Raw genomic sequence first — 15,787 nt, forward strand, 5'->3', positions numbered from 1 at the left:
GCCCCCACCCGGGCCAGGGCCAGCGACAGCGCGTGGGCGTGGCGCTGGTGCCGATGATCCTGGTGTCCCGGGCCCAGTCGGCGCAGGTGGCGTGGTTGCGGGCGCCGACCTGGGACACCGCGGCGGGCCTGCTGCGGTCGTGCCTCGGGCCGACGGACGGGGTGTACGCGGTGTGCCTGGTGCTCGCCGCGGTGGGTCTCACCGCCGTGGTGGGGCGCCGGGGGGAGCCCACCTGCGCGGGCGTCGCGCTGCCGCTGCTCGTGGTGCCGCCGGCCGCGCTGATGCTGGCCTCGCAGGTCTCGCCGCTGTACGTCGACCGCTACGTGCTCTACGCCCTCTCGGGTGCGCCGCTGCTGGTCGCGGCGGGCGCGGAGCGGATGGCGTCGGCGCTGGGACGCCTGTGGTCCCGGCGCGCGCCCGCCGCACTCGCGGGCCGGACCGCCCCCCGCTCTTGGCGCCTCTCCCGCCTGCGCACCCTCGGCCCCGCTCTCGCGGGTGCCGTCGCCGTCCTCCTCGCGCCGGTCCACCAACTGCCGCTGCTGCGCGACGACCGGGACCCCGCCCGCCGCCCCGACGACCTCGCGGCCGTCTCCCGGGCCGCCGGGCGGGCGCTGCGGCCCGGGGACGCCGTGCTGTTCCTGCCCGCGCAGACCCGCAACGTCGCCCTCACCTACCCGAGGGCGTTCCGCGGCGCGCGGGACCTGGCCCTGGCCGGACCGGCGCCCGAGTCCGGGACGCTGTACGGCACCGAGGTCGGGGCGGCGGACCTGCGCCGCCGGACGGACCGGCTGCAGCGGGTGTGGGTGCTGGCCGACCTGGACCTGCTCGCCGGCCGGTGGCGGGTGGGCGACGCCACCGAGCGGACGAAGCTCGCCGTCCTCACCGGCGACTTCGCGCCCGGCCGGGAGCTGGTGCGGGGCGATGTGACGGTACGGCTCTACGTCCGCAGGCACACCGTCACACGCAGTCCGGCGCCTCCGACAGCACCGCCGCGTCCAGTGCCGAGGTGAGCTGGTCGAGGCGTTCGCGCAGCGCGCCGATCTCGGCCACCTCGAAGCCGGTCGCCGCCGCGATGCGCCGCGGCACCTCGAGGGCCCGCTCGCGCAGCGCCGCGCCCTGCTCCGTCAGCCGCACCCGCACCGACCGCTCGTCCTGGGCGCTGCGCTCGCGACGTACGAGACCGGCCGCCTCCAGTCGCTTGACCAGCGGGGACAGCGTGCCCGAGTCCAGGCGCAGCTGCTCGCCGAGCTTCTTGACCGGCAGGTCGTCCCGCTCCCACAGCACCAGCATCACCAGGTACTGCGGGTAGGTGAGCCCGAGGTCCTTGAGGATCAAGCGGTACACGCCGTTGAAGGCGCGGGACGCGGCGTGCAGGGAGAAGCAGATCTGGCGGTCCAGGCGGAGCCAGTCCGTCTCGGGAGTGCTGGGGGTCGGCATGGCGGTCATGGCTCCAGAGTAGCTCGTGCGGGCCATTTAGTTGTGCACAACTTAATTGTGTGCTCTACTTGTGCCCACAAGCACCCCACACCCCAGAGGGATGGTCTCCATGGACGCGCTCTACACCGCTGTCGCCACCGCCACCCACGGCCGTGACGGTCGCGCCGTCTCCTCCGACGGCAAGATCGACCTCGAACTGGCCCCGCCGGTGGAGCTGGGCGGCAACGGCCAGGGCACCAACCCCGAGCAGCTCTTCGCCGCCGGCTACGCCGCCTGCTTCGGCAGCGCCCTCGGCCTGGTCGGCCGGCAGGCGAAGGTGGACGTCACCGAGGCGGCCGTGACCGCCGAGGTCGGCATCGGCAAGCAGGGCGAGGGCTTCGGCCTGAAGGTGACGCTGCGCATCGAGCTGCCCGACACGGTGGACGAGGCGACCGGCCGCAAGCTGGTCGAGACCGCCCACCAGGTCTGCCCCTACTCCAACGCCACCCGCGGCAACATCGAGGTCGACCTCGTCATCGAGTGACACCTGGTCCAGATCCCGGCCGGCGGCCGGGACCCGGACTCACGGCGACCTGCGCGGCCTCACGTCGAGGCCAGCAGGTCGCCGCCGACGTTCTGGCCGGGGATCCGCACGGCGCTCCCCCCGGCGGCCGGCATCGACTCGCCGAGCAGCAGTGTCCGTACCACCCGCTCGGCGGCCCGGCCGTCGTCGAACTCGCAGAACCGCTGACGGAAATCCGCCCGCGACCGCGCCGACTCCTCGTCCCGCCAGGCGCCGGAGCCGAACAGCCACGCCAGTTCCCGCTGGGAGCGCGAGACATGGCCCGGCGCGTGCGCGGTGATGTCGAGATAGGCCCCCCGGCTCGCGGCGAACGGGGCCCAGTCGTCCGCGTGGACCACGATCGGCCGGTCCAGGTTGGCGTAGTCGAACATCAGGGCCGAGTAGTCGGTGATCAGCGCGTCCGAGGCGAGCATCACCTCCTCGACGTGCGGCTCGTCCGTCGCGTCGACGACGACCCCGCGCCGGGCCAGCTCGGTCAGGCCGAGACCCCGCGCGGGCCCGGCCGCCAGCGTCGGGTGCAGCCGGACCACCAGGGTGTGCCCCTCGCCCAGATCGGCCGCGAGGCGGCCCAGGTCGAGCCGTTCCACGTACCCGCCCCTGCGGTAGTCCCGGCGGGTCGGCGCGTACAGCACCACCGTGTGGTCCTCGGGGATGCCGTGCCGCAGCCGGAAGGCGTCGCCGGCCCGGTCACCGGCGCCCACCAGCACGTCGTTGCGCGGGCTGCCGGTGCGTACCGAGGCGAAGTGGCAGGGGTAGGCCCGCTCCCACACCAGCTCCGAGTGGCGGTTGGCCACCAGGCTGAAGTCCCAGCGGTCCGCCCGGCGCAGCATCTGCGGCACGTCGAAGCCGAGCCGGGCGCCGGGCCGGCTCAGCAGGTCGGCGCCCATGTACTTCAGCGGGGTGCCCTGATGGGTGTGGATGTGCACGCTGCCGGGCCGTTTGACCAGCCAGCCGGGCCAGTTGACGTCGTTGACGAAGAACTTCGCCCGCGCGGTGACCTCCAGACAGCGCCGGGAGCCCACGAGCACGTGCTCCACCCCGGGCGGCAACTGCGCCGCCGCCTCCTCGTCCCGGACCACCCACACCCCGCGCAGCCGCGGGGCGATCTCCAGCGCCTTGTGGAAGACGGCGGCCGGATCGCCCAGCACGCCCCGGTGCGAGGACGCCGAGTACACCACCAGGTCCGGGTCCAGCGGCCGCCGCGCGTGCAGCCCGGCCCAGCCGCGCCGGGCCCGCCCGGCCGCCGCCCGGCGTGCCGTGGCCGCCCGCCGTACGGCCTCCCGGGCCGCCCGCCCGGCCTGCCGCCTCAGCCGGTACGCCGTGTAGGAGCCCTCCAGCAGGGCGACCTCCCCGTCCACGAGCGCGCCCTCGGGCCGGTGCCTGCGGAACATCTCCGCGGTCCGCCGGAAGAACTCGGCCTTGTCCTGCGGCGGCAGCCGGTCCGGCTTGGCCAGGATGTCCAGGCAGTGCTCGCCCATCTTGCGGTGCAGGTAGGGCCGGTGGACCGCCAGCTCCTCGTGCCGGTCCACGAAGGCGAAGACGCGCTCGTACTGGTCGTGGATGTCGAAGTGCTTGCGGCTGGTGGTGGACAGGATGTTGCCCTGCCTGCGCTGCCGGTAGTTCAGGCAGATCCGGTCGAGGGCGGCGATCCGCCGGGCGCTGAGCAGGACCGGGAAGGTCCAGGGGGTGTCCTCGTAGTAGCCGGGCGGGAACTCGAAGCCGTGCTCCTCGACGAAGTCGCGCCGGTAGACCTTGTTCCACACCACCATCAGCAGATCCAGGATCTCCGGCCGGCCGGTGACCGTGAAGGTGTCCGCGCCGGCCTCCGCCAGCACGTGCGCGAGCACGTTGCGCCGGGTGCCGCCCCACCAGTAGGTGCGCGCGTAGTCGAAGACCAGCACGTCCGGGTCGCCGGCCTCGGCCAGCCGGTCGGCCGTCGCGCGCAGCGCGCCCGGGGTGAGGGTGTCGTCGCTGTCCAGGAAGAGCAGGTAGTCGCCGGTGGCGTGCGGCAGTGCGGCGTTGCGCGCCCGGCCGAGGCCGATGTTCTCCGGCAGGTGCAGCACCTTCACGCGCGGGTCGCGGTCCGCGTACTCGTCCAGGATCGCGCCGCAGTCGTCCGGCGAGCAGTCGTCCACGGCGATCAGTTCGAGGTCGCCGAAGGACTGCAGCAGCACCGAGTCCAGGCACTCGCGCAGGAAGCCCTGCACCTTGAAACAGGGGACGATGACACTGAAGCGGGGCACGGCGGGTCAGCTCCTCACGAGGGTCGCGGCGGCGGGGGCGGGGACCCGCTCGGCGAGCGGGACCACCGGCGGGATCGCCTCCGGCGGCTCGCCCAGCAGCACCCGCCGTACGACCCGCTCGGCGGCCCGGCCGTCGTCGAACTGGCAGAACCGCTCCCGGAACGCGGCCCGCGCGGCCCTGGACTCCGGCCCCGCGTACGTGCCGTCGCGGAAGACGCGGGCCAGCTCCCCGGGTGTGCGGGCGACCGGTCCCGGTGGCTCCGTCATCAGGTCGAAGCAGACGCCGCGGGTCTCCCGGTAGACCTCCCAGTCGTCGGCGTACACGACGATCGGCCGGTCCAGGTTCGCGTAGTCGAACATGATCGAGGAGTAGTCCGTGACCAGCGCGTCCGCGGCCAGGCACACGTCCTCGGAGGAGCGGTGCGCGGTCACGTCGATGACCCGGCCGCCGCCGCCCGCGCCCCGGCCCCGGTCGTAGAAGTAGTGGGCGCGCAGCAGCACCACCACGTCCTCGCCGGCCGCCTCGCAGAACGCCTCCAGGTCGAGGCCGGGTTCGAAACCGGTGTGGTGGTCGCGGTGGGTCGGCGCGTACAGCACGGCCGTCCGGCCCTCGGGCACACCCAGCTCCCGCCGGACGCGGGCCACGTCGTCCGCCGTGGCGGTGTAGTAGACGTCGTTGCGCGGATAGCCGTACTCCAGGTGCTCGTACGAGCCCGGGAAGGCGCGCTCCCACACCTGGGTCGAGTGGCGGTTGGCCGACAGGTTGAAATCCCAGCGGTCCACCCGTCCCAGCAGCTTGGTGAAACTGCCGGACTGCGCGGCCACCACCGGATACGTCGACTGGTCGACGCCCATCGTCTTCAGCGGCGTGCCGTGCTGGGTCTGCAGGTGCACGCTGCCCGGACGCTTGACGACGCCCTCGGCGAAGTTGGCGTTGTTGATCAGGTAGGTGGCGCGGGCCAGCAGCTCCCAGGCCCGTCGGGAGCCGATCACCGCGTGATCGACGTCCTCCGGCATGGCGTGGGCCTGGTCCGCCTCGACCAGGAAGACCGAGCGGATGTGCGGCGCGAGCTCCCGGGCCCGGGCGTGGATCGCGGCCGGGTTGCAGGCGTAGCCGCGGCCCCAATAGGCGCAGAACACCGCCAGGTTCGGATCCAGCGGGCGGCGCAGATCCCGGGCGTAGCGCAGCCGGGTGCGGAGCATGCGTGGGCGCGGCACGGCCGAACCGGCCCTCACCGCGGCCTGGTTGGCGCCGCGCAGCGCGCGGAACGCGGTGTACGCGCCGCTCGCCAGCAGCCGGTGCTGCACACCCAGGCTGCCGCCCGGCGCGCGGTGGCCGGCGGGCCGGTGCCGCCGGTAGAGGCGGCCGGCCCGGCGGAAGAACGCCCGGTGCCCGGCGGGCAGCCGCTCCGGCCGGGACGCCGTCCGCAGCACCTGCGCGAACAACTGGTCGAACAGGGCCCGGCTCCGCTCGGCGGACAGTCCGCTCCCGGCCGCCCGGGTCAGCACCAGCTCCACCTGGTCGAGCAGGGTGTGCTGGTGCGCTCCCGGCAGGTTGAGCCGGCTGCCCTGCCGGCGCAGCCGGTGCCGCACCACGACCCGGCGCAGCACCGCGACCCGCCCGGCGGCGATCGTCGTCAGACCGCCCCAGCCGAGATCCGTGAAGTGGCCGTCGGGGAAGGCGAGTCCGTGCTCGGCGAGGAAGGCGCGGCGGTAGACGGCGCTCCAGGCCGGCAGCCGCACACCGGTCAGCTCCGGGCACGCGTCCGGGGCGAAGGCCCCCTTCGGCGCCCGGGCCAGCAGCGGGGCGGCCGGGTTCCCCGGCTCGCCCTCCCACCAGGGGGTCCGCTCGTGCTCGACGTACAGGACGTCGACCCCGGCGGTCCGGGTCAGCCGTTCGTCCAGCGCCGCCAGCGCACCGGGCAGCAGCAGGTCGTCGCCGTCCAGGAACAGCACGTACGCGCCGGTCGCCACCGTCAGCCCGGCGTTGCGCGCCCCGCTCAGACCGGCGGACGGCGGCGAGTCGACCGGCGTCACCCTGGAGTCCCGGCCGGCGTATCCGGCCGCCACCGCGGCGGCCGGGGCGTCGGGGCCGTCGCAGACCGGGATCAGCTCCAGGTCGCCGAAGGACTGGTCGAGAACCGAGTCCAGCGCCTGGGACAGCCGGCCAGCGACCCCGTGGGACGGGACGATGATGCTGAAGCGGGGCATTCTGCTCTTTCTTGTGTCTTGCGGACGCGGCTGGGCCGCCCGGCGGGACGCCAGGTGGACGGCCGGGCCGGAGTGGGCCGCGTCGTACCGAGGGGCATGGGGACTCCCGGGAGGACCAACGGTGTTCAGCGGCTCTCGGTGACGGGGAGGGAGCCGGAAGGTTGCGGCACGGTGGCGAGGGGCGGGCGCGCTGGTGCCGCCGCCTGCGGGGCCGGCTCGCGCCCGGCCTGCGGGACCGGCTCCGGCCGCCCCTCCGTCTCGCCCAGCACGACGTGCCGGACGACTCGTTCGGCGGCGTGTCCGTCGTCGTACGGGCAGAACCGCTCCCGGAACGAGGCCCGCGACCGGTCGGAGAGCGAGCCGCGCCAGTGGCCGGTGGCGAAGACGTCGATCACCTCGTCCTCGGTGCCCGCCACCGGCCCCGGCGGAAAGGCGCGCAGGTCGAAATAGGTGCCCCGGGCCGCGTCGTAGGCGTCCCAGTCCTCGGTGTGGACGACGATCGGCCGGTCCAGGACGGCGTAGTCGAACATCAGCGAGGAGTAGTCGGTGAGCAGCGCGTCCGAGGCCAGGCACAGGGACTCCACGCTCGGGTGCCCCGAGACGTCGATGATCCCGGGCCCCTGGCCGAGACAGCCGCCGCGCTCGGGGTGCGGCCGGGCGAGGATCACGAAGCGCGGTCCCAGACGGCTGAGGACGCGCTCCAGGTCGAGCGGCGGCCGCTGGGTGCGCCGGTGGTCGCGGTAGGCGGGCGCGTAGAGGATCGCGACCGATCCCGCCGGGATGCCCAGCGACTCGCGCAGCCGGGTCACGTCCGCCGAAGTGGCCCGCCGGAGGACGTCGTTGCGCGGGCGGCCGTACTCCAGCACCGTGTACCGGCCCGGGTGGACCCGCTCCCAGGTCAGGGTGGAGTGCCGGTTGCCGGAGAGCACGTAGTCCCACCGGTCGACGTCCCGCAGCAGCTCCTCGAAGTCGGTGTCCCGGGCCGCCGCCGGGTGCTCCTGGAGGTCGAGGCCCTCGTGCCCCAGCGGCGTGCCCCGCTGGGTCTGGACGAGGACCTGGCCGCGGCGCTTCCTCAGTCCGCGGTCGAAACCGCCGTCGTTCACCAGGTACCTGGAGCGGGCCAGCGCCGTCCAGTAGGCGGTCGTGCCGGGACACAGCCCGCGCGGGCCAGGCGGGACCGCGCCCCGGTGCTCGGGTCGCGCGATCCAGGCGGTGCGGACGTGCGGGGCGTGGGTGCGGAACGCCTGTTCCAGCGCGCCCGGGTCACCGCCGTGACCGCGCCCGTCGTGGACGGCGAACACCGCCCGGTCGGACCTGAGCGGCAGGCACAGCTGGACCCGGTAGTGCAGCCGCAGCACCGCGGACCGCAGCGAACGGGTCAGTCTCACCGCGGACTTCAGCGCGCGGCGGCGCACCGCCGAGATCAGGCGCAGGACGTGGAAGGTGCGGTGCAGGCCGAACCGGATCAGGGCGTGCCGCGGCCGGGAGCGCGGCGGGACCCGGGTGCCGGGGACGCGGTGGGCGCGGTAGTGGGCGCGGGCCCGGCGCACGAACTCGGCTCGGGTGCCGCGCGGCGGCCGGTCCCCGCGGCCGAGGATCGTCAGATAGTTTTCGTTNCCCCCCCCCCCCCCCCCCCCCCCCCCCCCCCCCCCCCCCCCCCCCCCCCCCCGGTCCCGGCGGCCGAGGATCGTCAGATAGTGGTCGATCATCCGGCGGAACAGCTCCGGCCGCCAGCGCGCGAGTTCGGGACGCTGCGCCACGTAGGCGAACACCCGGTCGTACTGCTCGAAGACGTCGAAGTGCCTGCGGCTGGTGGTGCGCAGGATGTTGCCCTGCCGGCGCTGCCGGTAGTGCACGCACACCCGGTCGAGGGTGGCGATCGACTCCGCGCTCATCAGCACCGGGAAGGTCCAGGGGGTGTCCTCGTAGTAGCCCGGCGGGAACGCGAAGCCGTGCTCGGCGACGAACTCCCGCCGGTAGGCCTTGTTCCAGGCGACCATCAGCACCCGCAGCAGCCCCGGGCGGTCCTCGAGGCGGAACGGGGCGGGGCCCTCCTCGGTCAGCCGGTCGGCGAGCTGGTTGCGGACCGTCTCGCCGTTCCAGTAGGTGCGCGCGTAGTCGAAGACCAGCACGTCCGGCTCGCCGGTCTCCTTGATCCGGTCGGCGACGGCGCGCAGCGCGTCCGGGGTGAGCGTGTCGTCGCTGTCCAGGAAGATGAGGTAGTCGCCCGTCGCCTCGGCGATGCCCGCGTTGCGGGCCCGGCCCAGGCCCTGGTTCTCGGGCAGGTGCACGGCCTTCACCCGGGCGTCCCGGGCGGCGTACTCGTCGATGATCGCGCCGCATGCGTCCGGTGAGCGGTCGTCCACGGCGATCAGTTCGAGATCGGGACACGACTGCGAGAGCACCGAGTCCAGGCACTCGGGGAGGTACGCCTGGACCTTGTACGCGGGGACGATGACACTGAACCTGGGCAAGGGACATCCATGGGTCGGTCGGCGCGGGCGTTCTGCCCGGCAACGGCCGATGGAGTGACTTGGTTACGGTTCCTGCGGCATGTGGGGGACATCCGGGTGAACGCCGAGGGGCGGGCCGTTGACGGCCCGCCCCCGTGAAACACACCTGTGGCGTGGCTACTTGACCGCGCCCGCCATCACTCCCGAGACGAACTGCCGCTGGAACGCGAAGAACACGGCCAGCGGGATCACCATCGAGATGAAGGCGCCCGGCGCCAGGACGTCGATGTTGTTGCCGAACTGGCGCACCTGGGTCTGCAGGGCGACCGTGATCGGCTGCGAGCCGGACTTGGTGAACACCAGCGCGACCAGCATGTCGTTCCACACCCACAGGAACTGGAAGATGCCGAGACTCGCGATCGCGGGCCCGCCGAGCGGCATCACCACCCGCGCGAACAACCGCAGTTCGCCCGCCCCGTCGAGCCGGGCCGCCTCCAGCAGCTCCCTCGGGATCTCCGCGAAGAAGTTCCGCAGCAGGAACACCGCGAACGGCAGGCCGAAGCCGACGTGGAACAGGATCACCCCGAGGATCGTCCCGAACAGCCCGATGTTGCCGAAGAGTTCGGCGATCGGGATCAGCGCGACCTGCACGGGGACCACCAGCAGGCTGACCACGCCGAGGAACCACCAGTCCCGGCCGGGGAACTCCATCCACGCGAAGGCGTAGCCGGCCAGCGAACCGATCACCACGACCAGGAGCGTCGCCGGGACGGTGATCAGCACGGTGTTCAGCAGGGAGTGGGTGATGTCGCCGTTCTCCAGCAGCTTCCGGTAGCTCTCGAAGGTCAGCTGGGACGGCTTCGCGAACACCTTCCACCAGCCGCTCGCGCTCATCTCCTCCGGTGCGCGCAGGGAGGAGATGAGCAGGCCGATGGTCGGCACCAGCCAGAACAGACCGACGAGAAGGAGGAAGACCCGGACGAGACCGCCGCTGAGCTTCTCGGTGATCCGTGACCCCAGCGACTGCCGTGCCGTCGCCGGTGGGCCCGCGGACGCCGCCTTCGCGACGCTCCCGGTGGCCGTGGTCATCGCCGCACCTCCCGCCTGAGCCGACGAATGTTGAACAGCATCACCGGGATCACCAGCAGCAGCAGGAAGACCGCGATGGCGCTCGCGATGCCCGGCTGGCTCTCCGCGAAGCCCTTCCGGTACAGCTCCAGGGCCAGCACGTTCGCGTCGTCCTGGGAGGAGCCGGGCGCGATGATGTAGACGAGGTCGAACACCTTGAGCACGTTGATCATCAGGGTGACCATGACCACCGCGAGCACCGGAGCCAGCAGCGGCACGGTGATCCGGCGGAACACCTGCCACTCGTTGGCGCCGTCCACGCGCGCGGCCTCCAGCAGCTCCCGGGGCACGCCCGCGAGCCCGGCCGCGATCAGCACCATCGCGAAGCCCGCCCACATCCACACGTACGAGCCGATGATGGCCGGGGTGACCAGCGAGGGACCGAGCCAGTCGACCCCGTTGTACGGCTCCTTGAAGTTGCTCGCCGGCAGCCGCAGCCGGGCCCCGTCGGCCTTCGCGGACAGCGTGAAGGTGCCGTCCGCCGCGGCCTTCGTGGAGGCCACCACCGTGCCGTCCTCCACCGCCTCGATCCGCATCCCGGCGTAACCCGGCTCGGACGGGTCGGGCGCGCCCAGCCGGCCCACACCCTTGCCGCGGGTGAAGTCCTGCCAGGTGGTGCCGGTGATCCTGCCGGGCTCCGGCCGGGCGGCCACCGCCTTCTTCGTGTCACCGGGGAGCTGGTCGGGGGCGACGCCCACCAGCGGCAGGGCGACCGGCTGTCCCGTGTGCACCGTCGCCCTGGTGATGAAGCCGCCCTGGTCGGGTTCGAGCGGCGACTCGCGACCCGGGTGCGCCTTCGGGAACGCCGACGACGGGGCGAACGTGTCGTGGACGCCGACCCACACCGCGTTGGCGACGCCCTTGTCCGGGTCCTGGTCGTAGACCAGGCGGAAGATGATCCCGGCCGCCAGCATCGAGATCGCCATCGGCATGAAGACGACCAGCTTGAACGCCGTTCCCCAGCGCACCCGTTCGGTCAGCACCGCGAACATCAGGCCGAGCGCGGTGGAGACCGTCGGGGCGAACACCACCCAGACGACGTTGTTCTTCAACGCCGTGCGGATGCCGTCGTCGGTGAACAGCGCCTTGTAGTTGTCGACCCCGGCGAAGCCGTCGCCCGAGGCGTTGTAGAAGCTGCGGACGATCGAGTACCCGATCGGGTACACCACGAGCGCGCCCAGCAGCACCAGCGCCGGCAGCAGGAAGAGGGCTGCCACCGTTCTGCGGGTGCCGGTCACGCTCTTGCGGCTCTTGGACGCGGCGGGGCCCGGTGGGGCCCCGGCCGCAGCTGCCGACGCCATGGCCGGATCAGCCCCCGTTCCCGTACGCGGCCGCCGCGTCCTTCTCCAGCTTCGACTGGGCGCCCGAGACGTCCTTCGGGTTCTTCAGGAAGTCCTGGAGGTCCTTCCACTCGCCCTTGCCGGGGGTGCCGCCGAAGGCCTGCGGGGCCTGGTCGGACATGTCGAAGCGGAAGTCGTCACCGGACGCGATCAGCGCCTTGGCGATCTTCTGCTGCACCGGGTTCGGGTACGCCGAGTTCGGCACGCTCTTGTTCGGGGAGAGGTAGCCGCCGAGCTTGGCCTGGATGGTCGCCGCCTCCGGCGAGGCCAGGAAGGTGGCGAGCGCCTGGGCCCCCTTGGAGTCCTTCAGGATGACGGCCGCGTCACCGCCGGAGACCACGGGCGCCGCGGAACCCACCGCCGGGAACGGGAACACCTTCGCGTCCGTGCCCACCTTCGCCTTGGTGTCACCGATGTTGACCTGCGCGAAGTCGCCCTCGTAGACCATGGCCGCCTTCGGCTGGTCGCCGCCGGTGAAGGTCTGGGTGACGGACGCCGGGAACTCCGTCTGCAGGGCGCCGTCCGCGCCACCCGCCACGTAGTCCTTCTTGCCCCAGACCTGGGCGAGGGTGGTGAGCGCCTGCTTCACCGAGGGATCGGTCCACTTGATCTTGTGCTGGGCGAGCTGGTCGTACTTCTCCGGGCCCGCCTGGGACAGATAGACGTTCTCGAACCAGTCGGTGAGCGTCCAGCCGTCGGCGCCGCCGACCGAGAACGGGGTGACACCCGAGTCGTACACCGCCTGCGCGGTGGTCAGCAGCTCCTTCCAGGTCTTCGGCTCCTTGGCGCCCGCGTTCTCGAACGCCTTGGCGTTGTACCAGATCAGCGACTTGTTGGCGGCCTTGTAGTAGACGCCGTACTGCTTGCCGTCGACCTTGCCGATGTCCTGCCAGCCCTGCGAGTAGTTCTTCGCCAGCTCCTTGAGGGCTTTCGGGCCGAGGGGCTTGGCCCACTTCTTGTCCACGGCCTGCTTGATCGCGCCCGGCTGCGGCAGCATGGCGACGTCCGGCGGCTGACCACCGGCGATCTTCGAGCCGAGGAAGTTGATGATCGGGTCCTGGGCGGCCACGAAGGTGACCTTCGCGCCCGTGCGCTTCTCGAACTCCGCGAGGACTTTCTTGAAGTTGGCCTGTTCGGTGCCGGTCCAGACGGCCGCGACCTCCAGGTTCACGCCGTTCAGCTTCGGCAGGCTGACACCGGATCCGCTCTCGGTGGCGCCGCCGCTCGCGCCGCCGCTGTCCTTCTTGTCGTCGCCGCCGGAGCAGGCGCCGAGGGCGAGGGCTCCCGCGAGGACCGCGGCGAGTGTGGTGACGGCCCTGTGTGTCCGGATGGTGTTGCTCCGCATCACTTCCCCGTTCGTCGTTCTCCGTTGAACGTCAGAACTCTGTCCCGTGCGCTCCGGTCTACGCCGGGGCGTGCGGCAGCGGCAAGAGCGCCTGTGCCGTCCAGCGGCCCATCGTGACCGGCTCGTGATCAAAGGAGGGTGCGTACCCGGGGCGGGGCGGTCAGAGGAGGGAGGGCACCTCCGCCGCCGCGACCTCCCGGGCCGCGCGCTCCACCGCGCTCGCCAGCAGTGCCAGGTCGGTCGGACCGTTGCCGAGTTCGCGGACCGGGCGGCGGGTGGGCGGATCGCCCATGCGCTGCCACTCCAGCGGCACGACCGTGGGCCGCTGGGTCGCGGTCCGCGGGATACGGCCCGTCACCCGGCCGCCCTGGAAGCCGACGGCCCGGCCGTCCGCGTAGGTCAGCCGGCCCCGCCCGGGCGCCGGTTCGTCCGGTCCCGCCGACGGCGCCTCCAGGGCTATGCGCAGATCGGCCCGGCGGGCCGGTTCCGTCTCCGCCGTACGGCCGCCCGTGCCGGCCGCGGCCACCAGGTGCACGCCGAGCCGCTCGCCCTCCCTGGCCACCGCCTCCAGGGCCCGCAGCACCGACCCCGCGGCGGGCCGGCCCGGGGAGCCCAGCGCCGGGGAGACCAGCGCGTCCAGGTCGTCCACGACCACCACCAGCCGGGGCAGCGGCGGTGCCGCCTCGGTGCGCTGCCGCGCGGCGGCGCCGGGCCGCAGCCGCAGCGTGGAGCTGGTCGGCGACTCTATGTCCCCGGCGCCCGCGCCCGCCGGGGCCGTGGCGGCGGCCGCCCGTCCGCCCGGCGTACGCTGCGCGACGATCCGGCCCGACACCTCACGCCCCGCGTGCCACTGGGTGAAGTCCGTCCGGCCGAGCAACTCCGCGCGCCGCTTCAGCTCGGCGCTCAGCGACTGCGCGAACTCCCGCATCCGCACCGGGTCGTTGGCGATGAGATGGGTCGTCACATGGGGTATGTCCGTGCAGACGCGCAGCCCCTCGCCTCGCCCGGCGCCCGTGCCGACGCCGTCGCGGCCGTCGATCAGCACCATGCCCAGCCGGTCGGGCCGCTCGGCGGCGGCCAGCGAGGCGACCACGGCCCGCAGCAGCTCGGTGCGGCCACTGCCGGCCGGCCCCTCGATCAGCAGATGCGGCCCCTCGGCGACCAGGTCGGCGGTGAGCGGGCCGCGCGGTCCGGCCCCGAGCACCGCCCGGGCCCGGCCGCCGAGCGACTCCGTGTCGTCGGCCGCGTCCGCCCAGCGCGCCATCAGCGAGGCCGGGGTGGCCCGGGCCAGACCCAGCTCGTCCAGCAGCCGCGCCGACTGCGGCAACGGCACGGCCACGCGCGCGTGCCGCTCACCGACCGGGCCGTCCGGCCGCAGCGGCGCCAGGGCCCGCGCGAACCGCTCCGCCCAGGCGGCGGAGACGGCGTCGACGGTCGCCGGCGCCCCCGGCTCCACGGGCCCGGTGGGCGCGACCCGCATCAGGTGCAGCGCGCCCGCGACATCCCCGCTGAGCAGGGCCACGGCCCCGCAGTGCCGGAAGGTGGGCGTGAGCGCGCAGGCCTCCTCGTACGTCCGCGTCACGGGCGAGGCGGGGGTGGCGGCCGCCGTCTCGGCGAGGCACAGGACGTGGATCCCGGCCCGGGGCCCGGCCACGGCCAGCCGCGCCAGGCTCTCCTGCAGGGAGGCCCCACCGGGGTCCCCGTCCACGACGACGACCGTGTACGGGCCCGGGAAACCGCCGCTTCCCTCCGGGCCGGCGTCCTCCCTGGCCCAGGAGGGACGGCGGCCGGGCGCGGTCCGGTGCGCGGAGCCGAAAGCGGCCGGTGTGTCCGGTGCCTGAGCCGGGGCCGGGGTGCCGAAGGCGGGGGTGCCGGGTGCGGTGGGATCCGGGGCCGTGGTGCCGCCGCTCGCCAGGGCCTGCCGTGCCGGAGCGGGCTGGGCGGTCCCCATGCCGGTCGCCGCGTACTCCTCGACCCGGCGCAGCAGCTCCTCGGTGCGGGCCGCCGCCTGTTCCCGGTCGTGCGCCAGCAGCAGCCGGCAGTCCTGGCCGTGGCCCGGGCGGACGTGCGGGAGCCAGCCGAGCCAGGACCACTCGGCGGCCCGCTCCTCGACCGGGCGCGCCCGGTCCGCGCTGATCAGCACGATCTCCAGCAGGTCGGGGGAGTGCAGCGCGGCGAGCTGGGCGAGCACCGCCCGGGCCAGCCCGGCGAGCCGGGGGCGCGGACCGGCCAGGCCCAGCGCGCCCGCCTCGCGCAGCGCGGCGGTCACCGGCACGGCGGGCAGTACCCCCGAGCCGTCCGGGGCGCCCCGGTCGGCCGTGCCGAGCCGCACGGTCAGGGCCTCCGGGTGACCGGGCCCCCGCTCCCACAGCCGAGGGCCGGGGCCCAGCGCCGTCAGCAGCAGCGCGGCCGGGTCCGGCCAGGTCTCCGGCGCGTGCGGGACGTCGCCCGCGGGGACGGCGGCCACCGCCGCCTCCGGGGCGCCGTACGCCTCGGGCTCGGCCGCCTGCTGCTCGCCGCGCCCGCCGGCCAGCCGGCGCGCCCAGGCGCCGATGCCGCCCCGGCGTCGGCCGCCCTCGGGCAGGTCGGTGCCGTGCGGGGGAGTGTCCTTGCGCCCGCCGCGCGGCGCTTCGGTCCCGCGCGCCGCCGGTGTGCCGCTCGCCGCCTCCGCTCCGGGTGCCGCGTCGTCCGGCACCGGGCCGTGGGCCGCCGTACCGGTGTACGCGCTCCCGGCCAGGCCGGTGGGGCCGCCGATCCCGTAGTGCCCCGCGTGGGTGTCGCCGCCCCGCGCGGGTACGCCGGGTGCCGGGAGCGCGCCGCCGGGGCCGTCCTCCTGCGCTGCCGCGCCGCCGTCCCGCCGCTCGATGCCCGGCGCCCCGGCCTGGCCGGGCACCGCGGGCCGGTCCCGGCGCCGGTGCTCCTGGGCCCCCGCGCCCCAGCCCGGCGCGCCGTACGCATGGTGGGTCGCCCCGGTGGGGCCGCCTGCCGCGGGTGCCACGCGCGGGTGCCCGGCGGCGCCCCCCGCCTCGGCGCCCGGCTCCGCGCCCGGCGTCCGTCCCGTACCCGCC

At 74.2% G+C, this 15,787-nt stretch carries 9 protein-coding genes and 1 pseudogene; 2 read left to right on the forward strand and 8 right to left on the reverse strand.

Annotation, left to right across the window (positions count from 1 at the left end; translation table 11 throughout):
• A pseudogene (locus V7E45_RS36370) lies at positions 1–1,010 on the forward strand (glycosyltransferase family 39 protein); the annotation flags it as partial.
• Here the strand turns inward: V7E45_RS36370 and V7E45_RS36375 are convergent.
• A complete protein-coding gene (locus V7E45_RS36375) occupies positions 958–1,437 on the reverse strand; it encodes a MarR family winged helix-turn-helix transcriptional regulator (RefSeq protein WP_333778560.1) in 480 nt (159 codons plus the stop codon). The pseudogene V7E45_RS36370 and the gene V7E45_RS36375 overlap by 53 nt on opposite strands.
• A 109-nt stretch (positions 1,438–1,546) precedes the next feature.
• Here V7E45_RS36375 and V7E45_RS36380 point away from each other — a divergent pair, with 109 nt between their 5' ends.
• Positions 1,547–1,960, forward strand: coding sequence for an organic hydroperoxide resistance protein (locus V7E45_RS36380; RefSeq protein ID WP_333778552.1), 414 nt, complete (start codon positions 1,547–1,549; stop codon positions 1,958–1,960).
• A gap of 59 nt (positions 1,961–2,019) precedes the next feature.
• Here the strand turns inward: V7E45_RS36380 and V7E45_RS36385 are convergent, their stop codons facing one another.
• The 7 genes from V7E45_RS36385 to V7E45_RS36415 form a co-directional block, all read right to left on the reverse strand.
• Entirely contained in the window at positions 2,020–4,242 is a 2,223-nt protein-coding gene (locus tag V7E45_RS36385; protein ID WP_333778553.1) for a bifunctional glycosyltransferase/CDP-glycerol:glycerophosphate glycerophosphotransferase, read from the reverse strand.
• Between the two features lie 6 nt (positions 4,243–4,248).
• Positions 4,249–6,453: a bifunctional glycosyltransferase/CDP-glycerol:glycerophosphate glycerophosphotransferase gene (locus V7E45_RS36390; RefSeq protein ID WP_333778554.1), complete on the reverse strand. Its 2,205-nt coding sequence runs from the start codon at positions 6,451–6,453 to the stop codon at positions 4,249–4,251.
• Between the two features lie 125 nt (positions 6,454–6,578).
• Positions 6,579–8,927, reverse strand: a complete 2,349-nt coding sequence (locus V7E45_RS36395) for a bifunctional glycosyltransferase/CDP-glycerol:glycerophosphate glycerophosphotransferase (RefSeq protein WP_333778555.1) — start codon at positions 8,925–8,927, stop codon at positions 6,579–6,581.
• Between the two features lie 156 nt (positions 8,928–9,083).
• Positions 9,084–9,995, reverse strand: a complete 912-nt coding sequence (locus tag V7E45_RS36400; protein WP_333778556.1) for a carbohydrate ABC transporter permease — start codon at positions 9,993–9,995, stop codon at positions 9,084–9,086.
• Entirely contained in the window at positions 9,992–11,335 is a 1,344-nt protein-coding gene (locus V7E45_RS36405; protein WP_333778557.1) for a carbohydrate ABC transporter permease, read from the reverse strand. Before V7E45_RS36405 ends, V7E45_RS36400 begins: the two co-directional genes overlap by 4 nt.
• A 7-nt stretch (positions 11,336–11,342) precedes the next feature.
• Positions 11,343–12,719, reverse strand: coding sequence for an ABC transporter substrate-binding protein (locus V7E45_RS36410; protein WP_333778558.1), 1,377 nt, complete (start codon positions 12,717–12,719; stop codon positions 11,343–11,345).
• A gap of 160 nt (positions 12,720–12,879) precedes the next feature.
• Positions 12,880–15,787, reverse strand: a 2,908-nt coding sequence (locus V7E45_RS36415) for an FtsK/SpoIIIE domain-containing protein (protein WP_333778559.1), incomplete at its 5' end; no start/stop codon positions are given.

This window comes from Streptomyces sp. IBSBF 3136, from assembly GCF_036815105.1.
Lineage (GTDB): Bacteria > Actinomycetota > Actinomycetes > Streptomycetales > Streptomycetaceae > Streptomyces.